Below are 21,967 nucleotides of genomic sequence, written 5' to 3' on the forward strand. Positions count from 1 at the left end.
TTCTTTATATTTTGTCGATTAATTCTGTTTTTTTATGTTTTAATAACAATAATCTATACGTTAGAAGCCTAGTTTTATCAGGAATTTCGAAAAGGGAAATGAGACTATATTCTTGGGTATATTATACTTATTTTCTAATAACTTTGAGTGATACAGCCTTTTTAGTACATTGATAATTATTATTCAAAGAAAATAACTTGAAAAAGTTCAAATTATGAAAATAATGGTAATTGAAAAATAAGATTGAATTATTCAATAAACAATATTTGGATGTTCGTTGCTTCGATAGTATAATTTCTTCCAGTGCAAGTTGTTTTGGAGCTAAATATGGATTAAAATGGGTATCGGCTCAAAAAAATAGCTTTTATTATTCGTTTTTACTGTTGAGCCAAAAAATCAATAAAGAAACAACTTGGAGGAAGAAATGAAAAAAAGTTTATTTTTAATGTCTTCGCTAATTTTATCGACTTCAATTATTCTTAGTGGCTGTGGGAAAGAAGGGGACGAAACAAAGAAAGACGATGAACCAAAGAAAGTACAGGAGGAAAAAGGACAAGAAAAAGATAAAGTCCAAAAGGAAGAACCTAAAAAAGATCAAGAATCAACAAAAGGTTCAGTTGACTTCGCTTCCTTAATTTCTTATATGGAGAAGGAAACACAAGGGAAAACTAAAGTTCTTTTTGAAAATAATGAATCACAAGTACATAAAATGGAGAATGTTTCAATTTCACTTGATGCATATTCAGTAGTAGAGTTAAAGGATTTCCACACAGACTTTAATATTCCATTTAACGAAGAAAATAACGGTGGTGTCATTTTAGCTAAATATACATTGAAGAATGATATGGATAAAGATGTTTATTACATGCCTAGTTTAGACGTTACATTTACGGGTGCTAGTAAGTATTATACGAATGATAAGTATTTGATTCCGGAAGAAGATCAATTACCGAGAAAACTAAGCTTCGAAACGGATTATTTGATAAAAGCGGGTGAGGCGGTAACTGGGTATATCGCTTATCCATTCGGTGAAACAGATTTAGCAAAAATCTATGAATTGGGTACAGTATCAGTAATGATTCCAGTACCGCTTGCCGAAAAAGAAAAATATGATACTACTATTGGTACTGAAGGAAGATTTAATCTTGCTTTAAATACAGATGGCACGAAAAAAGTATCAAGTAATTCAACATTTTATCAAGATAAAGTAACAATGGACAATATGGGTGAAAAGAAGATTCTAAAGGAAAAAAGCGACATCAATGAAAGTAAAAAAATAGGTGATGTAAATGCTACTTTAGAAGGGTATCAGTTTACAAAATTTACACCTAATGAGGTGGAAGCTCCTCGTTTCTCGAATTTCACAAACGGTGTCACTTTATTAACAGTTAAATTTAAACTTGAAAATAAAGCTACTAGTGAAATTGGCTTATCTTCTATGTCTTCAAAATTAACAGTTAATGGTGGCATGCAATATTTATTAAGCGAAGGTATGCTATTAAACTATAAGCCTAATGACATTATTAAAGCTGGTGAAAATGGCGAGCTTTTACAAGTATTCGTATTAGATCAAGAGCAGTATGAAAAAATTTGGAAAGATAAAGCCTTTGACATTGAGTTGGGTCCGATCCGAAATAAAGGAGCAGAGGATACTTCTAAAGGTAAAAAAGAAACATTTACATTACCAAAATAAATGGCTGGAGCCCTCTCGTAAATTGAGAGGGCTTATTTTACCATCCGCTTAGACCTAATCCTTTGCGATGGGACGATTCAAGCATCACTAGTTTTTTCTCCCATTCATCACATTTCTTTTCCCAATAATGAGAAGGAAGTATAGACGGATCAATCTTCCGTAATGTAGTCCTTAATTGATGAGGGATAGCTAGTATTTCATCACTAAACTTTATTTCGTCTTTATCTCGAAAATTATTATAGTATTTCACAATTTTATTGACGCATCGTTTATATGCCGCTAAAGAATGACAAAAAGCCTCTATTGATGAATTTACATAAATGCGTTCTATGTTTTCAAAATTGCTGTAGTCAATTAAGAGAATTTCATCACTAACTTTACTGAGTACAAAATATTCATGATTGGCATGCTTTTTAATCAGATAGAAATCCTCAAACATTAAATACATCGGTAGTTTATTGATAATATCTGCATAGTACCAATCACCTTCAAGTTTCTTTAAAGGTTCCTCCTCACCAGATTGTTCTAATTTTGATGCTTCCGCTTTTAATTCCGCCTCTTTAAGGGAGGTATAGCTTCTCAAAAATCCTTTCGCAATCGATAAAAATTTATATTTTCTGCGGAACTTTTCAAAGTCGTCTTCAATATTCTCAACTAGAAAGTTAATTGTAGTTTGAGAGATTCCTATTTGATCCATTTGTAAGATCATTCTGTATGTAGGTAAAGATTCCAATTCTATTTCATCCCTTTCAAGTTGTAACTATTGCCTTTTGTCATAGTATACCTAATTCAGTATGCGTGATGGTATTAAAATTAAACAATAATTTTTTAATGATAAACATTAATTAATTATTGAAAAGGGTATAGTGAGATGTATAATTAACAATAAGAGAGGGGATGCTTGGAATGGAACAAATAATCCAAAGTAAAGAATTTCTATTTTTAACAAAAGGGTTACGTTTAATTTTTACAATCATGATGGTTTTAATTATAATTGGACTTATTATGATAGGCGTATTATGTGCAGGGGTAATTTTTGTGCCGGAGAATAGTGTAAATAATTTTCTAGAACAAGGTAATATAACAGCTTTCATTCATTTAGAAGGGATTCAAATTGAATTAGCAGATAAGGTAATGGAAAATATTCAGTATACGAAAATGAGTGTCGTGAAATTACTATTGACTGCTACAATCTACATAGGATTATTATTATTCATCGTTGTTCAAGTAAGAAATCTGTTGAGTAATTTAAGTAAAGGAATTATTTTTTCAGAAAAGAATAGTAGAAAAATAGAATGGATAGCTTATACTGTAGTTGTATTAAGCTTGACAGTAGATACATTTCGCACGTACATTGCTTATACAGTTACTGAACAAATACAATTAGGTGAGTTGTTAGTAGGTACAGGTTTGATAAAAGAGATAAGCTTTCAATTTCCCGGAATTAATTGGACTTTATTATTATGTGGTTTCGTCATTTGGACGATAGCACGTGTATTCCGATATGGTGCGTTTTTACAGGATGAATATGATGCAACAGCTTAGGAAGTGAAAAAATGACGATAATTATTCGATTAGATCGAATGCTTGCTGATCGAAAAATGCAGCTAAGTGAGCTAGCAGAAAAAGTAGATGTGTCGATTGTCAATCTATCCAACTTAAAAACTGGAAAGGTTAGAGCTGTGCGGTTTTCTACGTTGAATGCAATATGTAAGGCATTGAACTGCCAGCCAGGAGATATTTTGGAGTATATAGACGATGAAGAATAACAGAGACCCGAAGCGTGAATGCTATTCGGGTCTCGATTTTTTTTACGGTAATTGACGATGTGAAATAAGAACTGTAAAATAAAAAAGACCGACCAGACGGTTTTTTCTTCAGTCAGTAGAAGACTCCTACCTGTGAAGGTGGCGAGATGAATGCTGACGAGGTTTCTATTCAGTGGGTGGTTTCTAAACCCCTACTGAATGAAGACAAAGCCTCCGGCGGATGTCACGGATTTTTAAAGGAATGAGAAAATGATGTTAGCCTAAAACCTTCGCAACCTGCGAAAACGGCTAACTGACCTGCATCGGTAAAAACGCCACGTCCTGTGGCATTACGAAATGACCGACATCGTGTCGGCCCTCGTGCAGGCCTGGGGACAATTCAAAATCCGGACGCAATTACGCCAAGGCGAAAAGGGGGGATTGTGTGTCATCAAAAGCAGATTTAAAACGAATACATATTATTCAAACGGCGATTCTATTTTTAAAGGATAATGATTTAAGTACTTTAACTTTAGAAAGGATAGCCGAAAGGGCGAACATTAGTAAAGGTGGTTTACTGTATCATTTTAATACGAAGGATGCCCTTCAAACTGCAATTGCTGAAACGATTTTAAACGAGGTTATACAATCCTTTGAACATCTAGCAAGTTTTGAGCAAGGGACAGGAAGGCTGTCGAGAGCATTTATTTTAACTTCTCAAAAAGATCTTGCGAATGGAGCATCTTTAAATATTGCGGTTCAAATATTGCAAAATGACCATTCATCCATCTCAACCGTTTATGAATGTTTATTAGAAGAGTTGTTTCAGGATGGCTTAGAGGCCTCCGTTGTTCATTTGATTCGGTTAACGATTGATGGATTGTATTATTCAAAACTATTAAATATCGCACCGTTATCCGATAAGGCAACAGAAGCTGTCTTTGAACAATTAATGCACATGACAAGGAAGGACTAACATACATGAGTGCTTTAGGTTTTTTATTTATTTCAATTATCGCAGAAGTTTTTGCAAGTTCGATGCTGAAACTTACAAATGGCTTTAAACGATTATTCCCCTCAATTGGTGTAGTGGTTGGCTATGGAACAGCTTTTTATTTCTTTTCTCTAACATTACAATCTTTAGCAATTGGCACTGCCTATGCGATATGGGCAGGAATAGGAACGGCGCTAACGGCATTAATCGGTGTAATCTTTTATAAGGAATTATTTAATAAAAAAAAGCTGATGGGTATTCTATTTATTATTGTTGGTGTAGTTATCCTTAACCTTGCGGGTAGCGGACATTAAGGAGGAATTTGTAAATGAAGGGTTATCTTTTTTTAGCGTTATCTATTGTCAGTGAGGTATTTGCAACTACGATGCTTAAGTTTTCAGAGGCATTTACAATTATAGGTCCATCCATCGCTGTAGCCATAGGATATGGGATTTCGTTTTATTCTTTGTCCTTATGCTTAAAAACGCTGCCATTAAGCCTTGCATATGCCATTTGGTCAGGTATAGGTACAGCCTTAACAGTAATTGTCGGAATTGTTGTGTGGGGAGAAATGTTTAATTTATACTCAGCAATCGGAATTACACTAATTATTGGCGGTGTCATTCTGCTAAATCAGGGAGACCAACAAAGTGTTCAATAAAGTGAAACGTGGAGTTCACTATTAATAATTACTCATCATCAAACGAGTATTAACGGGCAGTTGAACTCCGACCTAACTTCTTTGTTGTTGTTTAGGGAGTCATACTGCCCGTTTATTCTTGCTTTAAAACCTTCTGCAATGAACTTCAAAATATCAATTCTCCAAATGAAAGGTTAACATAATCTGAATTCGGTTAACTATTTTCCCTCAGTTTTCAAGATAAAGAACTAATTTTATAGGTAAATCGAAAAAAGTCGTCATATTCATTGTCTTTACATATGATAAAGAGAAGATGTTGGATAAAGTGAAATGGGAGATTCTTATCCCCGCTGATTGTTCATAAACCAATCAGGCTATTACGGGCAGTAGAACTCCCACTTATATTTTTTACACTAAAACCTTAAATAGGTAGTCTTACTGTCCTGGACGAATGGGCACATGTAGACTTGGGAGGGGCTGGGGGAAATGAATAATGAAAATAAAAGAAACCATTTTCTATGTGAAGCGCTCTACGACATAAAAGCACTCCAAGATATGATAAAGGATTTTCATTCTAAATACTTTGGTCAACTGCTTGTGAAAATTGTGGGAAGTGATACAATTCCCTTTTTTTTAATTACACAAAACGGTACCCATTTAAGGTTAATGGATACGGTAAAGCAGTTTGAAACAGAGTTTTTTCGTATAGAGGCTATTGATAAAGAACTTTGTCGAGGAACTGTTTCGCTTTTGCGTGCTTATGATTATGAAGGGCATGATACGAATTTAATTGCAGAGGTTGTCAGATTAGAGCGAACGTCCACAGTAAAATCCATTGAATTAAGTAGTATTTCTGCGATTCAGTTACTGAAGCCAGACATGTTAAAAGGGAAATTTATCATTGAGCCCAAATGGTGATGAAATTTTTAACTTTTTGCAGCCTATTAAAATAACATGAAAATTAGAGCATCTGTCTATATGCACGTTGTATGACTGAATTTATTAAAGAGAGAATCGTATGAAGGGAAGAGATTAATGAATGACAATTATTGGAATGTTACATCATCGTCTAGATCCTCGAACAGTTATTAAGTCTTATGCGTTTGCAGCTGTCGCAAAAGCAGAAGGGACTCAATTTTTTTACTTTACACCAAAAAGTGTTAACTTCGATGATCGTTCCATTAGAGGAAAAGTATATGAAAATGGTGATTGGCATGAAAGAACGATGCCTTTCCCAGATGTTATATACAATGCAGGGAGTCCAGAAAAATTATCCGTATCAAAGGACATTATTGAGAAATTGAAAAAGGAAATCCCTTTTACAACCTATTCTATAGGGAATAAGTGGAATGTAATGAAGCGGCTGAAGGAAGCTAAGGAGTTCGAAAAGTATTTAATTCCATCTGAAATTGTAGCAAATATTGATTTATTCCATAAATTTATCGCTTTTTATAGAAAAGTCGTATTTAAACCGACAGATGGCCGTAAGGGTAAAGGGATTTATTTTATTTCGAAAGTAGGAAGTACTAACTTTGAAGTAAAAAAGGATTCTGAAACGACTGTTTGTTCCAAGTCACAGCTAGATGAAATAATTAGAGGGCAGCTTTCTACAGGCACCTTTATCGTGCAACCCTATATTCAATCCACAACAAAAACAGGTCAAGTTTATGATTTTCGTCTTCATGTTCAAAAAAACGGTGAAGGTAAATGGGTTATAACGACGATTTATCCACGAATTGCACCAAATGGCTCTATTATACCTAATATAAACAATGGTGGATTTACGAATTATTTAGATCCTTTTCTAGAGCAGGAATTTAAAGAAGAGGCCTTTGATATTCGGCGTATGTTAGAGCATTTTTCCTTATCGCTAGCTCAACATTTAGATGAAATTCAGATGGTGCAATTTGGAGAAGTTATTGATGAAATTGGCATTGATATAGGCTTAGATGAACATCGGAAAATTTGGATGTATGAAGTAAACTGGCGACCAGGTTGCCCTCCTGCCTTTTATTTAGAATTAGACGTGGTGATTAATACGATAAGGTACGCCATGTACCTTGCTAACAACCAAAAGCAAATAAAAAGGGAAATTAAGAAACAGAAGAAAAATAAGGATATAAGCGAAGTTAAAAGTGAAAATACACAACAGACGACAAATAAGGCTATTGGCGAAGTTAAAAGTGAAAATACACAACAGACGACAAATAAGGCTATAAGCGAAGTTAAAAGTAAAATTACCCAACAGAAGACAAATAGGGCTTTACCGATTATTGCGATTACCGGCAGTGCTGGAAAAACGACATCAAAAGCATTTCTTGCCTCTATTTTATCGGAAAAATGGAATATTTTTGAGTCAAAAGATTATTGGAATACAACAGAGCATACGAAAAAACATAAAGAAGAAATTAACGATTCGCATGAGGCTGTTGTGTTAGAGTACGGGATGGCCTACCCAGGTATCATAACGAATCACTGTAGTATTATCCAACCGAATATTAGTATTATTACAAATATAGGTTTAGCTCATGTAGGCAACTTTGATGGAGATATTAAAGGCGTGGCCAAGGCAAAATCAGAATTAATACATGGCATGGATCAAAACGGTTTATTAATATTGAATAAGGACGATGACAACTCAAAATATTTAGAGACACAGCAATTTAAAGGAAAGGTATTAACAGTTGGTATTCATGGCACAGCGGACTATAATGCTTATGATATTCAATATAAAGATATCGGTATGACCTTTAAAATAAAGCTACAAGGACAGGAAATGGCTATGTATATCCCCATTTTAGGAGAGCATCATGTTTACAATGCGCTGAATGCGGTTGCAGTTGCAGATTATTTAGGATTTAGTCCAGCAGATATTCAAGCGGGGCTAAACTTTAAAAAACCACCTAGAAGATTAACGATTTATAACTGTTCAGATGATATTACGGTTATTGACGATACGGTTCACTCTCATCCACAGGGCGTACGTGCAGCTATTAATGTTCTTACAAATATAGCAAAGAAACGTAAAGTTGCTATTATTGGGCAAATGCGAGAACTAGGGGATTTGAGAGAAGAGGAATATCGTAAATTGGGTGAATATATTTATGAGCAAGACATAGATTTATTCATCACATATGGCTTTAGAACGGAGGAAATGGGAGCAGCCGCAAAGGCTATAGGGATGGATCCTTCTAAAATTTATCATTTCATTAATAAGGAAAGCTTGCATGCTCTTTTAGAGAAAGTTATAGAACCTCACGACACCATTTTAGTAAAGGGTGCTAGTAAAACGAATATGTTCGAAACGGTTAAATTTTTAGAGCAAACATTTAAAGAATAAATAAAAAAGCCCGAGTAATTGACCTTTTGAAAAGGGACAATTATTCGGGATATTTTTTGTAGCTAAACAATGAGAGCAGTTTCATGAATCTTAAATCTATGACACTTTTAGAATGAATTTTATTTCTTTTGCGGCATTTATTGCGTTATCTTTTGCTTCATCTAATGTCGCACCTTCCGCAATTACATAGGCATAACGATGTCCCATCGATAAAGGAGGGGTCAGAAATGTTCCTCTTCTCGGCTTCACATATACTTCCACAACTCCCGGTGAATTCGTTGCTCTATTTCTTCCAATAACTTTTTCTAAAATACCTTTACTTTCAACAATTACGTATTTTGTATAGACGAACTTTTTATGCCTAGGATTGATATTAGGGCATTCACCTAAAAATAATTTAAGTGTTTCTTCCACTAAATTAAATCCAAAAGCGGCAGAAATCATTGAATTCATTGCCCCCCCTGAAATTCGAGGATTAATCTCGATAAGCTTCCAGCCATTCTTTGTTAAACGGAGTTCTAAATGCAGTGCCCCATTTTCGATGTTAAACGCTTTAACAATAGATTGGAGCACCTCCTCAAGACCAGTTTGAATTTCTTTAGGAACTTTCACGAGAACCCCGTAACCAGTTATGATAAAACGTTTACCTTGAGTAATTTCTTGTTCAATAATGCCAATGACATGAGGTTGTCGCTTATAGACAAGTGCTTCTACTAAATATTGTGGGCCATCGATATATTCTTCAATCATTAGTGTTTCACGAGGATTTTTACTTCGTAGGTAGCTTAGGTGTTTATTCAGTTCGCTTGAGTCATTTGCTAACAAAACATCTTTGGAGCCTGTTGATTTTGGAGATTTTACAATGAGTGGAAATTTCAAGTTGTTAGGCACGGACTCATTAGGCTTGAGAAGGAAAAATGTAGGAGTATAAGGCTGGTTCTTTAAAAAATTTCTAGTCTTCTCTTTATCCTCCATCATTTCAATAGCTGTTGAAGATGTATAGTTTTCACAAAATTCATCACATAACATAGAGGCAATATGGACATAAGGATCGACAAAACTAACGATAGATTTTATTTCTAACCCAATTTTACTTAAATTGTTAATCTCATCTTTCATGTCTTCTATATTTGAAGTATCAATAAGAATCATTTTATGAATATCTGGGTAGGCTCTTCTCTGCTGCAATTGCTTTTCGTTGTTTGTAAAAAGTACAGTAAAATAACCTAATTTTTCTGCTGCTCTTGTTGCTTCACGACTTGACCCGGATTTGTTTGTGCCGATAAATATAATCGTTTTCAGGTATATCACTCCTTCTATTGGTACTTAGATACTTAATCAACTATATATATATGCGAAGAAATAGATTTCCTCTAGTTATGTATCTCGTCTACATCCAAGCAACTTTTAAGAAGTTACATATACTAGAAAATGAAAGGAGGGGAGATTGATATGAAGCCTCTTACAGTGCAGGATTTAAAAGCGATAACTGCAGGCGATTTAGTGCAAGGGTCGGAGGAAGTGTTGATTCAACATGGTGCATATCGACTAAAGCAAGTTAAAAGACCAAATACAGTCCTTTTTACGAGTAAGCCTATTGTCAACTGGGAAAAACTTGAGCCATTTTATCCTATAGTACTTGTAACCGATAGATTTTATAGAAAAAAAGAAGTACCTGAGCAAATAATCATCATTAAAGTAAGAGATACAGATGAGGCCTATTGGAAGTTTGTAGATTTTTATCGCAATCAATTTAATATCCCTATCGTAGCCATTACTGGTACTTCTGGTAAATCGACGACGAAGGAAATGATTAAACATATACTATCTGCCAATAAAAATGTAACATCTACGCCACTTAGTAGTAATTCTAGAACTGCTTCTTTGCAATACTTACTGAATATTGATGATCATACTGAAGCAGCCGTTTTTGAGACTGCTGTTGGTTCACCGGGAGACATCCGAATTGCAGGGGATTATTTTAAGCCGACTATTGGGATCATTACAAATATAGGAGCACATCATTTAAATTATTGTAAAACGTTGGAGGGATATATCCAAGCAAAGGGTGAAATGTTGGACATTATTAGCCCTACAGGCACATTAATCATTAATGCTGAGGATATCAACACAGGTAAAATAGATTTATCGAAGTTTCACGGCCGCATCATTAAAGTAGGCAAGCATACATCCTGTGATTTTCGAGCAAGTAATATTCGCTACCACAAAAATGGTATGTTGTTCAACGTTCATCACAAGAAGAAACTCTATGAAATCTATGTACCAGGTTTTGGCGAGCACCAAGTATATAATGCGCTTGCTGCGATTGCAGCTATTTATGAAATGGGCTTGCCGATTTCTTTAGCAGCTGAACAACTGCAATCATACCGAAAACTGAATAAGCAGCTTCAGGTGTTTAAGGGCATTAATAATTCCATATTAATAGATGATACATGGAATATTACGACTACTTCTTTGGAGGCAGGGTTAAAGGTTTTGAATGCGCTCGGAGAAGGGAAGAAAAAGATTGCCATTATTGGGACGATTACAGATTTAGGGTCTTGGGGATATATCATTCACGAGCAAGCGGGAGAAATAATTAGGCAAATTGGGGTTGATGTACTCATTACGATAGGGGAACATGCAAGTATTATGGCGGTTCATGCCATTGAGGCAGGACTGAGTTCACCTGTGTATATTTATAAAAATAGTACGCTGGCCTATAAATTATTAGAAGATATTGTAGATGAAAATACGATTATTTTCATTAAAGGAGATATGTATAGTAAAGAAATTTATAAGTTGGCAGATGATCTAAAAATAAAGAAATCATCTGCTTCCGAATAGATTTCACCTAAATAAATGTTATTTTTCATCATTTACTAGATATTGAGCATATATATAGCTGATTGCTAAAAGAAAGAAGGCTAGTTATATATTGCTCATTTATTCAGAAATGTACTTTATAGAAAGGAGGCGAAGTTAACTTGCAACATATCAGTGTGCATGAGATAAGAAAACTATTGCAAGGAGAATTATTAAGCGGTTCTGAACGCTGGTCTGTTAAACATGCGATTTATTACAACCGACATGATCTTACACAAAATCATACCCTTATGTTTGTTAGTAAAAGAGATACCATCAACTGGCAAGAAATAGATCGAAAGGGGCCATCTCTAGTCATTTCGGATAAATCATCAGAAGAATTGAAAGATGCACTGAAGAATACAACTGTAATACGCGTTAGGAGTATTGTGCAGGCCTATTGGAAATTCATTGAATATTACAGAAATCTATTCGAAATACCAGTCGTTGCTTTAACCGGAACATGTGGGAAAACTACTACGAAAGAAATGATTAAACACATAACTAGTAAGGAATGGGATGTTCAAGCATCTGTAAGTAGTAAAAATGAGCCACGGCAATCCTTGCCATACTTGACTGGAATCAATCAGAAGACAAAAGCAGCTATATTTGAATTAGGTTTGGGCAATATCGGAAATATTAAACACCAGTGTATGATCTATCAACCGACGATTGGTATTATTACGAATATAGGTGTCCATCATTTAGACGGGTGTATAAATCTTGATGGGTATATAAAAGCAAAGGCAGAAATTTTAGAAGGAATAAAAAAAGATGGCACACTAATCATTAATGGTGATGATGAAAACACTAAAAAGATCCCCTTGCATAAATTTAAAGGGAAGTTGATTACTTTTGGCGTTCACGAAAAATCAGATTATCAAGCTAAGAATATCCAATTCACAAAAGGCGGTATGCAATTTGTACTAAAAGTGTCAAATGACCAGTTCAATGTATTTGTTCCAGGATACGGTGAACACCAAGTATATAATGCGTTAGCGGCTATAGCTGCTGTAAAGGAAATGGGGCTTTCCATTGAAATCGCAATTTCGCACTTAAAAACGTTTAAAGCGATGGCAAGACATTTAGAGTTTTCAACTGGCATCGGTGAAAGTACGATCGTAGATGATACTTGGACAAATAACCCAACTTCTGTTGAAGCGGCACTAAAGGTGTTAGATACGATAGGAAAAGGGAAAAAAATAATTCTTATTTTAGGTGACATTAAGAGATTAGGCAATTTCGAAGAAAAATATCATCGAGAGATTGGCACAATGGTCGCGAAAAGAACTATTGATACGCTTATTACTATTGGTAAAAGAGCAGAAAATATCGCGAACCAAGCGTTGAAGGAAGGTACGAAGGCGGACGTTCATATGTTTAAAGATGTTTCAGGAGTATTAGATGTACTAAAGACTAAGCTCGATAGTGAAACCATCGTACTTATTAAAGGACCAATGTCTAGCAAATCTATGATCGAATTTGCGAACCAGTTGAAAAATAAATAAAAAGAAAAAGAAGCTTCCTTAAGGAAAGCTTCTTTTTTCTACATACAATTTAGAGCGGTCTTAAAAAACACGTTTTGCTGTAATATAATGCTCTTTGTAATAATCAACCATTAGTACTCTTGTATTTATACCACTAGAACTTGGAATGATAATACGGTGATCACCTGCATAGATAGCTACTAGTGAAGGAGTTTTAGAGCCTACAACACTATTAAAGAACACTAAATCACCCTTTTTTAAATTGGAACGTGAAACGGTTGTGCCAGCATTCATCAGATCCTTTAAATTGGTTGTACCAAGTTTAACGCCACTCTTGCGATAAACAAAGTCTACAAATCCTGGCGCTGTAAAGCGAAGACTTGCTTCATTATTTGTAGAGCTGATCGTTACTTTATTTTTATAATTAAAGGCGTTTTCAACAATTTTATCGCCTTTCGTTGCAGGGTTAGCTGAAAGTAGTGTAGGTAATACTCTACGAGCAGTTACATAATTATCTGTATAATATGGTTTACTATTTAAATCAGAGATAACGATATTTTGCTTAGGATCAGCCATGTGAATCATTTTATTGTTGCCAATATACATTCCTACATGATCAGGATCTGTTCCTGTTTTTTTACTCTTAAAGAAAAGTAAATCGCCTTTTTGTAATTGATTCTTTGCCACGTAAGTCCCTTGTTGCATCATATAATCTTCATTGTAAGTTCCAATATCTATACCATTTTTCTCGAAAATGTACATGATAAAAGTTGCACAAGAAAATTTATATGGATACGTAGCCTTGTATGTTGTATTACTATATGTTGCTTGACCAATTAAGCTTTTTCCAGTTTGAATTAATTGTTCCGCTTTCGCAGCAACAGCCTGAGAGTTATTTTGAGCATTAGTTGTTGCAGCCTCTACTTTTACTGGGTGAACAGTTGGTTGTACTATTCCCAATGTACTAAAACCTATCGATAATGCTAATGTTGTTGTTAAAAATTTTTTATTCATGATGTTAAGTTCCTCCTGAAGCTATTTGTTAAGTTTAATCCTGTTTTGGATTTTCTCTGGAATTAATCGTAGCATGAAAAAGTAAGGCTTCTTTGAGGTAATTGTTACCACGGTGGATGGGAATTCACTGTAAACACCTGATACAAAAGGCTTCATCGCCTTAATTTACAGTTTTATTACAAATGTTTCAGTTGGGTGAAGTAATTGTTAGAATCGAAAGGTCATAGGGTAGTAAAAGCCTTGACGGAGGGGGAAACGACGATACACTCAGCATGAAATACTTAGCGATATTCAGGTTTTCATTTTTTTGCTTTTTAGACGGCGGATGTCGATAAAATTCAAAAGTTGGGGGATAAAACGCAAAAGTTAATCGATAAAATAAAACAATTGGCCAATAAAACGAAAAAGTGATCCGATAAAATTCAAAAGTTAGATGACATTTGTTAAAACGACTGTCATGAGATATTCACCATCATATTTTTGAAAACATGCCAGTTGAATAGAAATTAACTTCTATTCAACTGTTGATTTAAATTTCCTGAATCATTTCTACTCTATTACCGAATGGATCTCTAAATTCAAAGCGTTCAAAATGAGGAATAGGAACTGAGTCGAAAATTTCAATATGATGTTCGATTAATATCTTTTTCCACTCACCTATATTTTTAACTTGATAGGCGATATGAGCTTTAGTCGTTGATCTATCAAAGCCATCTTCTGTTCCTACATGTACCTCTTTATTGCCGACCTGTAACCAAAACCCACCTCGTCCTTTAAGCGAATCAGGCTTTTCAAGTTCTTTTAGTCCTAATACTTGACAGTAAAAATGTTTCCCTTTTTCTTCTTCACCTTTTGGAATTGTTATTTGAACGTGATGTAGGCCTATAACCATTTGTTCTCCTCCTTTAATTCTAATCAATACTTACTTCTAGGATAATGATGGAAAACCCTTTAACTTCTTTCAGCGGGTGTCTAAACACTCGCTGAAATAGAGGAACTCAGACTAAGAACTTCACATCCTGCAAAAAACGCCTGAGTGGCCGACATCGTGTCGGCCCTCGTGTTGTTGCTGTCGCTGCGCTTTCGCACAGACAAAAACATGTTGCTGTCGCTGCGCTTTCGCACAAAAAACATCTGCAGGCCCAAGTACAAAGTGGATTCCGGACGCAATTAAGCCGAGGCATAATTGATTTTCATGAATGAATAGTATTCTTCCTCACGAATGAAGCCTTTGTAACACCTGTAATAAGTATTAGGGAATAGGCCCATAGAAGCCATGAGGCGAAATAACGATCTACATCAGCTGATAAATTCGGAAAAATATTATCGAAAACTAATAATACGACTGCATCAATGAGCATGCCCGGTAATACGATACAAATAGCAGCCAGTAATCGCTCAGTACCCTTTATCTTTTTCAAAGAATAAATAGGTATTGTCGCTATCAAAATGAGTGGAATAGCTAAAATGAAAGCGGCTATCATGAATAATGGTTTTTCAAGGATAAAAAAGTAATTCCCCATTAATCGGAATACAGCACTTGCTACAAGCCAAATTGCGAACCCCCAATATAAAAAGAATGGCATTGTGGTTCCTCCTCAAATTATTTCCCTAGACGATACAGTGTCTCTAGGATTTTTTCTAACTGTTGATAGAATGCATCTACGTCGAAATCGTCCCGCATCATCACTTGTACGGCTAAACCGTCAATAAGGGCATTGAGAAAAATGCTCCACGTTTCCACTGTGACACCTTCAATTGGTGATGTATCCCACATTTTTTTTAAAATGTTACATAAATGTTCATTTTCAGTCGCTAAAATTTATCCAATTTGCTGCCTAATAGCTGGGTTAGTAAAGCCAAAGACGATTAAGGTGAAAAATAATTTATGATAAAAGGCTTCGTTTTCATATCGACTTTTTGCAGAGAAAAGTGCAGATTGAATCATTTGTTGATCAATCGTCAAAATTTTATTCCAAGAATTTCTACATATATCTTGGACAATTTCTAGAATTATTTGCTCTTTTGATTTGAAATGATAATAAATAGTTCCTTGTGTCACCCCGGCTCGCTTAGCAACAGCCTTTAATGTAAATTTTTCAATCCCTTTTACCACTAAACTTTGCTTGGCAGCCGTTAATAAATCAGACTTTTCGATTCCAGTAGGTTTCGCCATTGGTTTACACCTCTCTAGTTATTAGTTAGTTGGATAACTAACTATGAAATAATAAAATATTCCTTGATTTACAAGTTTATTTTAACAATGGAGGATACACATTGGATAAAAGATAGAAGGACTTAATAACACAAGACGCTATGGTATAATAATAAAAACGGAATAATAAGATAGAGGTACAAAGTTGAATAGTTTCTCTCTAAAGACAAGCAAAGTAGGTGAACAAAGTGGGGAAATATCAATTGGATACCAAAGGTAAGGTAGCTGTGCAAAAATATCATGAGAAACAGAAGCCTGCCAAATTTGATAAAAAGCAGCAACTTGAAAAAATACGTGCGGAGTATTTGAAAAAGAAGCAAAAACAAACAGATCAATAAGAGTAGTAAAGGAGCGAGATGAACGATGTGTTTATCTCGTTCTTATTTTGAGGGCATGCAAGTATCCGATACCTCTGTATAGTTGTGAAAACGTCGTAAGCTATCTTGTGAATGAGGATGCCCCTGTTTCCGATAAATTAGTGTTGTCTACACTGATATAAAGGTGTCAATGTACACAAACCACTATGGTATAATAATAAAAACGGAATAATAAGATAGAGGTACAAATCATATTTTGATTTGTTTAAAAGGGAAGATCGGTGCAAATCCGACGCTGTCCCGCAACTGTAAATGGGAGCACGTTTCAAAAGACCACTGTTACAACTTGTAATGGGAAGGTGAAAAGTGTGATGAACATAAGCCAGGAGACCTGCCTTTATCTAGTACAACCAAAAAACCTACGAGGATAGGGGGTGTTGAGTGTGACTAGAGAACTTCTCCTGCATGCTCATAGTACGATGATTGCTGAACAGGTAGCTTCTATTGCTAATAGAAAGCCTTTTTCACCGTGGCAATCACCGTATTATGTCGTGTATTTGTCATAGTAGACATCTTTCTGTAGAGGGAAAGATGTTTTTTTATGCTAAAAATGAAGGAGTGTTACACATGAATCCACAAGTAATCGAGTATTATGAAAGTCTGTTAAAATTTGAAATCATGGAAAAGCAGTATTCAAGTACTTCTCAAACATTAGGGGAGCTAGTTGACGAGTATGTAGGGCAGGATGCTGTTCATAAAAATGATATTTTAACAGCATATAAAAATGTAATGAAAGAACTAATGGGATAAAGTGAAACTAAGTTAATATATTCCCTGAATTTATCCATTTACTTGCACGAGGTGTTATTGGTGATAATGCCGTAATTATAAGTCAAAAAACTTAGATGACCTTATAGAAAAGCAGAGTAGCCAAACCTGAAATGATTGCGTTTGGCTACTTTTTATTTCTTATAAACTGATTATATTAATAGGAATACATATAATTGTCATAAAATAATCTCTAGTACTTCATTTATATTTCACTTTTTACCTATATAATAATTTTGTGCTTATCTTCATTCAGTAAATGTTTTTATGACGACTTCCATCTTTGTAGGTGTGGATGAATGCAGATGTGGATCTTTTTTTTGTTGATGCCCAAGCATCTACTGAATGAAGATAATGCCTCCGGCGGATGCCACGGATTTTGAAAGGAAAGAATTGTGCATGCACAATTCAAAATCCGGACCGCAATTACGCCAAGGCGAAATTGATTATTTATAGATTGGAGAATACAACATGAAAAACACATTTTATCAGAGCTTTTGGCGAACGCACTTTTATGCCGCATTATTTATTACGCCACTGCTTATTTCGCTAACATTAAGTGGTATAGGCTATTTATTTTATACTGATGTTGAAAATCAGTTATATGATAAATACTTTTTTGGTGAAAGTGGAAAAACCGAGGTACAATCTATTGATGATGCTGTTAAACTTGCAGAAGAATCATATGCTGGCTATAAAACAAATAAAATTATTGAGTTAGAAGAGCCATACAATACACGTTTATCGATGAAAAATGCAGATGGCAAAGAAAAATATGTGTTTTTAGATGATCATAATCAAATTATTGGTGGTCAAGATGCTGGCTACACATTTGGGAATATTATTAGAAATATCCATAGCTCCTTATTTATTGGGGGAACGTTTGTCAATTATTTAGTTGAATTAGCTGCGTGCTGGGCTATCTTTTTAATGCTTTCAGGCATTTACATGACGTTTAAAGGAAAATTACTAAAGAAAACAAAGCAAACAAACAAACGTCAAAAGAGTAGAAAATTCCATGCCCTTCTTGGGACAATTATTACGATTCCAATGCTAGTTATTATTTTCACAGGCTTACCATGGTCTGCGTTTATGGGGAAATACATTTACCAAGCTTCACAAGATTATCCTTCTTTCGGAACGCCATTATTGCAACAGCAGCCACCTACATCTGATGTAAGTGAGATTCCTTGGGCTACTCGCCAAGAAACTCCTCCAACGTCAGACTCGGCACATGCAGCCCATCACGGGGGAGGAAATACAGGCTTTGTTGCTAACCCTAACCAACTTACTGTGGAAAAGCTACAACAAGAAATTGACGCAATGAATATCTCAAAACCATACGCTATTATTTATCCTACTAGCGAAGACGGTGTCTATACAGTTGCTAAATCTAGTAATACAGGTGTCACAGGTCTTGATGTTAGCCCAGATGATGAAACGACAATGTATTTTGATCAATATAGCGGGGAATTTATAGACAAGGTTGGCTATGAGGACTATGGTATTCTTGCTAAATGGTTTACTTGGGGTATTCCTTTACATGAAGGTCATTTGTTTGGTTGGCCAAATAAATTAATCAATTTACTAGTATGTCTAGCATTTTTAGTAGTTATTGCTTGGGGATTCAGAACATGGCTACTGCGAAAAAAACAAGGTATTTTATCTGCACCACCTAAAATCTCTCAAAAAGTATCTATTCCTTTTATCATTTTTATGATCATTTTAGGAATTCTGATGCCACTATTTGGACTTTCTTTAATTGCTGTCGTCCTTGTAGAATTAATTATAAATTTGGTGTCTAAAAATAAAAAAGAAGCTAATTAACATGCTAAAGCGATACTGTATCCTGTTAGAAAGGAATGCAGTATCGCTTTTCTTTATTTAAAGCCACCCTTTATCACTGGCGACTTGAGTAGCTTGTTGTCTAGACTCTACTTGTAGTTTCTGAATAGAGGTAGATAAATAGTTTCGAATAGTACCTTTCGTTAAAAATAGTTTTTTACTAATCTCATTTGTTGTGAGTCCTTCTTTGACAAGCTGCAGAACAGCAATTTCACGTTCATTTAGTGGATTCTGTTCTTTCATAAACAACGTAGCGGCTAAATCTCTGCTGACGACCTTTTCATCATTCATGACTTTTCTTATTGTTTCGATTAAATAGTCTATAGGTTCATCTTTTAATAAATAACCATGTACCCCACAATCCATAGCTTTTTGTAAATAGCCAGGACGTGCGAAGGTAGTAACAATCATCACCTTGCACGGTAAATTTGCCTGTTTAATTTTTTCAGCAAGGTCAAGCCCAGAAAGATTCGGCATTTCGATGTCCAAAACACATACATCTGGTAGCTCATGTTGAATAAATTCCCACGCTTTTTGACCATCTGAAACTTCTGCGATCACTTTTATATCAGGCTCAAACGACAACAAGGAAGTCAAGGCGCCACGTAACATTTGTTGATCCTCTGCTAGTAATACTCGTATCATGTAGTTTGCTCCAATCTGTAGTGTTGGATAGGCAGTGTTAACGTCACAATTGTTCCATCTGTCGGTAAATTCTCTATGGAAGCAGTTCCTAAAAGAGCATTCATTCTTTCTTTCATCGATGAAAGTCCATTCCCATACCCTTGGATATGTAAGCCGACACCATCGTCAACAATGTTTATTTTTAAAATTCCATTTATAGTATTGATATCGATTTGGCATTTTTTTGCTTGACTATGTTTAATAATATTTGTAGTTGCTTCCCGCAGACATAAGGACAGCATCGTTTCTTCTACACTCGCTAGGAGAAGCTTTGGACAGTTATTATTGATATTTATTGAGATATCCGCTGTTTGTAAATGCTGTTTACAATGAATAAGCTCACTTTCTAACGAAATAAAATTCATATCGGAAACTAATTCTCTTACTTGCTTTAACGCAGTTCGTGTCGTTGCTAAAATATCATTTAACTCATCTTTCACACGCATCGTATCTTTATCGACTAATTTTGTAGTTAATTCGGTTTTAATTTTGATCATTGTCAATGTATGACCGATCGTATCGTGAAGGTCCCTTGCAATACGTTGTCTTTCTTCTTGTTGAACAAGCTGGGTATTTACTTCTGTTAATTCCGATTGTAATTTTTTTGATTTTTCTACGTAGTAAATTAGCATTGGAAATAGTAGCTGAATAATCATAATGGGTATTAATGCTTGGGATTCTAATTTAAATGATGCTCCTGATTCAAACCAAATAACGATAAGAAACATAAAGGCAATGGCAATCATTCCTAAAGCAATATGCCATTTCTTTTTAGCTCGCCCAATTAAATCAGCAAAAATAAATCCAAAAAATAACATAGCAGATCCTTCATAAATACCTAGTATGATAATAAGAGTAAAGCCTATTAAGGAAGCAAAAAGTAAACGCCAATCTTTATTCCATAAAGCAATATAGAAAGCTACTAAAAATAACATAAGGATTATTATTTTAGCCAATAATGGTAGTTGAGAATGCGATCCTAATACTTTGGTGAATAAAAAAATTAACGAAACTACATCAATAATTAGATAATGTATCGCCTGATCTCTTGGATATATCTTTATATTTCACACCAACCTTTGTCGATTATTTCTGCGTGACACTTTGAATGGCATGTTTTCGAATCCATTCCATTGGTCCAACATGAAAATGCTTGATACAAATATGTGCAATGAAAAGTTGGAAGAGGGAAAGGGTTAACCAAATACCAATAACTTCAATGCTATTCAATTTCCCTCCTAAACCTAAGCCCCAGCCGTAGAAAATAATAGATGCCATAGTATTTTGAAGGACATAGCAACTTAAAGACATTTTCCCAATCTCACCAAATCTCTTCCATAACCAATCAAGCTTCTTATATTCTAACATTTTACCTAATATTCCAATATAACCAATAGATAGGATTGGTGCAAATAAATACCGAACAGGTAAATCAAATACTCCACCAGGAATAAAGATTAGAAGGTTTAAAGGTACTCCAATAAAAATACCGATTTTAAATAGCTTTTGTCGCGCCTGGCGTCCTTTGTCATTTTGCAAAAATACACCATTTCTCATCAGCTTAACCCCAAGTAAAAATAAAAAGATATTCATCGGGATAATAAAAATAGCTTCCGTTCTATAATAAAGAAAATTTGTTAAACGATATTGTATTTGTTCAAACCAAGTACCATTTTCATAAAGACTAACAACAGGATCGACGCCAGTAAGGTAAGCGTTGGCACCAAGCAATGAACTAACTAAAATTAGCAAAATCATTACTGCGTGGAAACTACCAAAAACGTATAAAGCGCGTTTAATCGCTTTATCACCAAATTTAACAATAAAGACAACAATGATGGCTGTCACAGCATAGCTCATTAAAATATCGTATTCCATGACTAACGTGAAGTGGATAAGCCCCTCCATAAATAAAAAGACTATTGTCCAAATATACATTCCTGGCCAAGCATTTCCTTTTCGTAAAGCTTGCTGATATTTTAATTCCAAACCAACACCAAACATGATTGTTAATAAACCAAGAAGTTTACCGTTTACGAAAAATAAGACTACCATTCGTAAAAAATCGTTCAATGACCACCAACCTGAATAATTGCTCGTTGTGATATACGAAATATCACCAAGATAAGCAAAAATCCAAATATTAGTGCCAAGTGTCCCTAATACAGCAAAGCCACGTAACATATCGATTAAGGGTAATCTTTGTTGAACTTTCATCATGTAATCACTCTTTCTGTGTTTTCTTATAATTATGATAAGAAAACAACAGGAAAAAACATATTCACACCAGTCAAAGG

Annotated in this window: 24 protein-coding genes and 1 riboswitch; of the genes, 14 read left to right on the forward strand and 10 right to left on the reverse strand. The window is 34.8% G+C overall.

The features are described from left to right. Nucleotides 1–424 precede the first annotated feature (424 nt). Complete coding sequence (locus B1B04_RS04720; RefSeq protein ID WP_079560161.1) at nt 425–1,693, forward strand: DUF5068 domain-containing protein; 1,269 nt, start codon at nt 425–427, stop codon at nt 1,691–1,693. 37 nt (nt 1,694–1,730) lie between these two features. Here the strand turns inward: B1B04_RS04720 and B1B04_RS04725 are convergent, their stop codons facing one another. After that, nucleotides 1,731–2,426, reverse strand: coding sequence for an SUKH-4 family immunity protein (locus B1B04_RS04725; protein ID WP_079560162.1), 696 nt, complete (start codon nt 2,424–2,426; stop codon nt 1,731–1,733). Between the two features lie 173 nt (nt 2,427–2,599). On the opposite strand from B1B04_RS04725, the gene B1B04_RS04730 reads away from it, so the two are divergent. The 7 genes from B1B04_RS04730 (at nt 2,600) to B1B04_RS04760 (ending at nt 8,415) form a co-directional block, all read left to right on the forward strand. Further along, on the forward strand, nt 2,600–3,238 hold the full coding sequence (locus B1B04_RS04730; RefSeq protein ID WP_079560163.1) for a DUF2975 domain-containing protein: 639 nt from the start codon (nt 2,600–2,602) through the stop codon (nt 3,236–3,238). A gap of 11 nt (nt 3,239–3,249) precedes the next feature. Then, nucleotides 3,250–3,462 carry a helix-turn-helix domain-containing protein gene (locus tag B1B04_RS04735; protein ID WP_079560164.1) on the forward strand — a complete coding sequence of 71 codons (213 nt, stop codon included), beginning with the start codon at nt 3,250–3,252 and terminating at the stop codon, nt 3,460–3,462. Nucleotides 3,463–3,886: 424 nt separating this feature from the next. Beyond that, the gene (locus B1B04_RS04740) at nt 3,887–4,417 is read left to right on the forward strand and encodes a TetR/AcrR family transcriptional regulator (RefSeq protein ID WP_079560165.1); all 531 of its coding nucleotides are present in this window, start codon (nt 3,887–3,889) and stop codon (nt 4,415–4,417) included. Between the two features lie 5 nt (nt 4,418–4,422). Then, nucleotides 4,423–4,749 carry a DMT family transporter gene (locus B1B04_RS04745; RefSeq protein WP_079560166.1) on the forward strand — a complete coding sequence of 109 codons (327 nt, stop codon included), beginning with the start codon at nt 4,423–4,425 and terminating at the stop codon, nt 4,747–4,749. A gap of 14 nt (nt 4,750–4,763) precedes the next feature. Then, nucleotides 4,764–5,096 carry a DMT family transporter gene (locus tag B1B04_RS04750; protein ID WP_079560167.1) on the forward strand — a complete coding sequence of 111 codons (333 nt, stop codon included), beginning with the start codon at nt 4,764–4,766 and terminating at the stop codon, nt 5,094–5,096. A 465-nt stretch (nt 5,097–5,561) separates the two neighbouring features. Beyond that, complete coding sequence (locus B1B04_RS04755) at nt 5,562–5,993, forward strand: hypothetical protein (RefSeq protein WP_079560168.1); 432 nt, start codon at nt 5,562–5,564, stop codon at nt 5,991–5,993. Nucleotides 5,994–6,114: 121 nt separating this feature from the next. Continuing rightward, the gene (locus tag B1B04_RS04760) at nt 6,115–8,415 is read left to right on the forward strand and encodes a YheC/YheD family protein (RefSeq protein ID WP_094075067.1); all 2,301 of its coding nucleotides are present in this window, start codon (nt 6,115–6,117) and stop codon (nt 8,413–8,415) included. A gap of 96 nt (nt 8,416–8,511) precedes the next feature. Here the strand turns inward: B1B04_RS04760 and B1B04_RS04765 are convergent, their stop codons facing one another. Beyond that, the gene (locus tag B1B04_RS04765; RefSeq protein WP_170938906.1) at nt 8,512–9,717 is read right to left on the reverse strand and encodes an ATP-grasp domain-containing protein; all 1,206 of its coding nucleotides are present in this window, start codon (nt 9,715–9,717) and stop codon (nt 8,512–8,514) included. A gap of 150 nt (nt 9,718–9,867) precedes the next feature. Here B1B04_RS04765 and B1B04_RS04770 point away from each other — a divergent pair, with 150 nt between their 5' ends. After that, nucleotides 9,868–11,262, forward strand: coding sequence for a UDP-N-acetylmuramoyl-tripeptide--D-alanyl-D-alanine ligase (locus B1B04_RS04770; protein WP_079560170.1), 1,395 nt, complete (start codon nt 9,868–9,870; stop codon nt 11,260–11,262). 140 nt (nt 11,263–11,402) lie between these two features. Next, on the forward strand, nt 11,403–12,788 hold the full coding sequence (locus B1B04_RS04775) for a UDP-N-acetylmuramoyl-tripeptide--D-alanyl-D-alanine ligase (protein ID WP_079560171.1): 1,386 nt from the start codon (nt 11,403–11,405) through the stop codon (nt 12,786–12,788). 60 nt (nt 12,789–12,848) lie between these two features. Here B1B04_RS04775 and B1B04_RS04780 read toward each other — a convergent pair whose 3' ends face one another. The 5 genes from B1B04_RS04780 to B1B04_RS26065 all read right to left on the reverse strand — a co-directional run bounded on the left by B1B04_RS04780 (nt 12,849) and on the right by B1B04_RS26065 (nt 15,957). Beyond that, nucleotides 12,849–13,781, reverse strand: coding sequence for a C40 family peptidase (locus tag B1B04_RS04780; protein WP_079560172.1), 933 nt, complete (start codon nt 13,779–13,781; stop codon nt 12,849–12,851). A 529-nt stretch (nt 13,782–14,310) separates the two neighbouring features. Next, a complete protein-coding gene (locus tag B1B04_RS04785) occupies nt 14,311–14,673 on the reverse strand; it encodes a VOC family protein (protein ID WP_079560173.1) in 363 nt (120 codons plus the stop codon). 301 nt (nt 14,674–14,974) lie between these two features. After that, nucleotides 14,975–15,367 (reverse strand): DUF5367 domain-containing protein, encoded by a 393-nt coding sequence (locus B1B04_RS04790; protein WP_079560174.1) that lies wholly within the window; start codon nt 15,365–15,367, stop codon nt 14,975–14,977. A gap of 17 nt (nt 15,368–15,384) precedes the next feature. Further along, entirely contained in the window at nt 15,385–15,525 is a 141-nt protein-coding gene (locus tag B1B04_RS26060; RefSeq protein WP_240518200.1) for a hypothetical protein, read from the reverse strand. A 78-nt stretch (nt 15,526–15,603) separates the two neighbouring features. After that, a complete protein-coding gene (locus tag B1B04_RS26065; protein ID WP_240518201.1) occupies nt 15,604–15,957 on the reverse strand; it encodes a TetR/AcrR family transcriptional regulator in 354 nt (117 codons plus the stop codon). Between the two features lie 242 nt (nt 15,958–16,199). Here B1B04_RS26065 and B1B04_RS26360 point away from each other — a divergent pair, with 242 nt between their 5' ends. The 4 genes from B1B04_RS26360 (at nt 16,200) to B1B04_RS04810 (ending at nt 18,968) form a co-directional block, all read left to right on the forward strand. After that, nucleotides 16,200–16,334, forward strand: coding sequence for a hypothetical protein (locus B1B04_RS26360; protein ID WP_276207742.1), 135 nt, complete (start codon nt 16,200–16,202; stop codon nt 16,332–16,334). A gap of 202 nt (nt 16,335–16,536) precedes the next feature. After that, a riboswitch (cobalamin riboswitch) is annotated at nt 16,537–16,726 on the forward strand. Nucleotides 16,727–16,756: 30 nt separating this feature from the next. Then, complete coding sequence (locus B1B04_RS26365; protein WP_276207739.1) at nt 16,757–16,879, forward strand: hypothetical protein; 123 nt, start codon at nt 16,757–16,759, stop codon at nt 16,877–16,879. 61 nt (nt 16,880–16,940) lie between these two features. Next, nucleotides 16,941–17,123 (forward strand): hypothetical protein, encoded by a 183-nt coding sequence (locus B1B04_RS04805; RefSeq protein ID WP_079560371.1) that lies wholly within the window; start codon nt 16,941–16,943, stop codon nt 17,121–17,123. 489 nt (nt 17,124–17,612) lie between these two features. Next, a complete protein-coding gene (locus B1B04_RS04810; RefSeq protein ID WP_079560175.1) occupies nt 17,613–18,968 on the forward strand; it encodes a PepSY-associated TM helix domain-containing protein in 1,356 nt (451 codons plus the stop codon). Between the two features lie 57 nt (nt 18,969–19,025). On the opposite strand, the gene B1B04_RS04815 is transcribed toward B1B04_RS04810, so the two are convergent. The 3 genes from B1B04_RS04815 to B1B04_RS04825 form a co-directional block, all read right to left on the reverse strand. Next, nucleotides 19,026–19,631 (reverse strand): response regulator transcription factor, encoded by a 606-nt coding sequence (locus B1B04_RS04815; RefSeq protein ID WP_079560176.1) that lies wholly within the window; start codon nt 19,629–19,631, stop codon nt 19,026–19,028. After that, nucleotides 19,628–20,488 (reverse strand): histidine kinase, encoded by an 861-nt coding sequence (locus B1B04_RS04820; protein ID WP_346426982.1) that lies wholly within the window; start codon nt 20,486–20,488, stop codon nt 19,628–19,630. Before B1B04_RS04820 ends, B1B04_RS04815 begins: the two co-directional genes overlap by 4 nt. A gap of 268 nt (nt 20,489–20,756) precedes the next feature. After that, the gene (locus B1B04_RS04825; protein ID WP_079560372.1) at nt 20,757–21,887 is read right to left on the reverse strand and encodes a DUF418 domain-containing protein; all 1,131 of its coding nucleotides are present in this window, start codon (nt 21,885–21,887) and stop codon (nt 20,757–20,759) included. Nucleotides 21,888–21,967: the final 80 nt, after the last annotated feature.

This window comes from Lysinibacillus sp. KCTC 33748, from assembly GCF_002237755.1.
Lineage (GTDB): Bacteria > Bacillota > Bacilli > Bacillales_A > Planococcaceae > Lysinibacillus.

What these genes read in the sequence shown, in the direction of transcription:
- B1B04_RS04720 (WP_079560161.1), top strand. Translation starts at nt 425, where the DNA reads ATGAAAAAAAGTTTATTTTTAATGTCTTCGCTAATTTTATCGACTTCA.
- B1B04_RS04730 (WP_079560163.1), top strand. Translation starts at nt 2,600, where the DNA reads ATGGAACAAATAATCCAAAGTAAAGAATTTCTATTTTTAACAAAAGGG.
- B1B04_RS04735 (WP_079560164.1), top strand. Translation starts at nt 3,250, where the DNA reads ATGACGATAATTATTCGATTAGATCGAATGCTTGCTGATCGAAAAATG.
- B1B04_RS04745 (WP_079560166.1), top strand. Translation starts at nt 4,423, where the DNA reads ATGAGTGCTTTAGGTTTTTTATTTATTTCAATTATCGCAGAAGTTTTT.
- B1B04_RS04750 (WP_079560167.1), top strand. Translation starts at nt 4,764, where the DNA reads ATGAAGGGTTATCTTTTTTTAGCGTTATCTATTGTCAGTGAGGTATTT.
- B1B04_RS04755 (WP_079560168.1), top strand. Translation starts at nt 5,562, where the DNA reads ATGAATAATGAAAATAAAAGAAACCATTTTCTATGTGAAGCGCTCTAC.
- B1B04_RS04760 (WP_094075067.1), top strand. Translation starts at nt 6,115, where the DNA reads ATGACAATTATTGGAATGTTACATCATCGTCTAGATCCTCGAACAGTT.
- B1B04_RS04770 (WP_079560170.1), top strand. Translation starts at nt 9,868, where the DNA reads ATGAAGCCTCTTACAGTGCAGGATTTAAAAGCGATAACTGCAGGCGAT.
- B1B04_RS04780 (WP_079560172.1), bottom strand. Translation starts at nt 13,781, where the DNA reads ATGAATAAAAAATTTTTAACAACAACATTAGCATTATCGATAGGTTTT.
- B1B04_RS04785 (WP_079560173.1), bottom strand. Translation starts at nt 14,673, where the DNA reads ATGGTTATAGGCCTACATCACGTTCAAATAACAATTCCAAAAGGTGAA.
- B1B04_RS04790 (WP_079560174.1), bottom strand. Translation starts at nt 15,367, where the DNA reads ATGCCATTCTTTTTATATTGGGGGTTCGCAATTTGGCTTGTAGCAAGT.
- B1B04_RS26065 (WP_240518201.1), bottom strand. Translation starts at nt 15,957, where the DNA reads ATGGCGAAACCTACTGGAATCGAAAAGTCTGATTTATTAACGGCTGCC.
- B1B04_RS04805 (WP_079560371.1), top strand. Translation starts at nt 16,941, where the DNA reads ATGAATCCACAAGTAATCGAGTATTATGAAAGTCTGTTAAAATTTGAA.
- B1B04_RS04810 (WP_079560175.1), top strand. Translation starts at nt 17,613, where the DNA reads ATGAAAAACACATTTTATCAGAGCTTTTGGCGAACGCACTTTTATGCC.
- B1B04_RS04815 (WP_079560176.1), bottom strand. Translation starts at nt 19,631, where the DNA reads ATGATACGAGTATTACTAGCAGAGGATCAACAAATGTTACGTGGCGCC.
- B1B04_RS04820 (WP_346426982.1), bottom strand. Translation starts at nt 20,488, where the DNA reads ATGTTATTTTTTGGATTTATTTTTGCTGATTTAATTGGGCGAGCTAAA.
- B1B04_RS04825 (WP_079560372.1), bottom strand. Translation starts at nt 21,887, where the DNA reads ATGAAAGTTCAACAAAGATTACCCTTAATCGATATGTTACGTGGCTTT.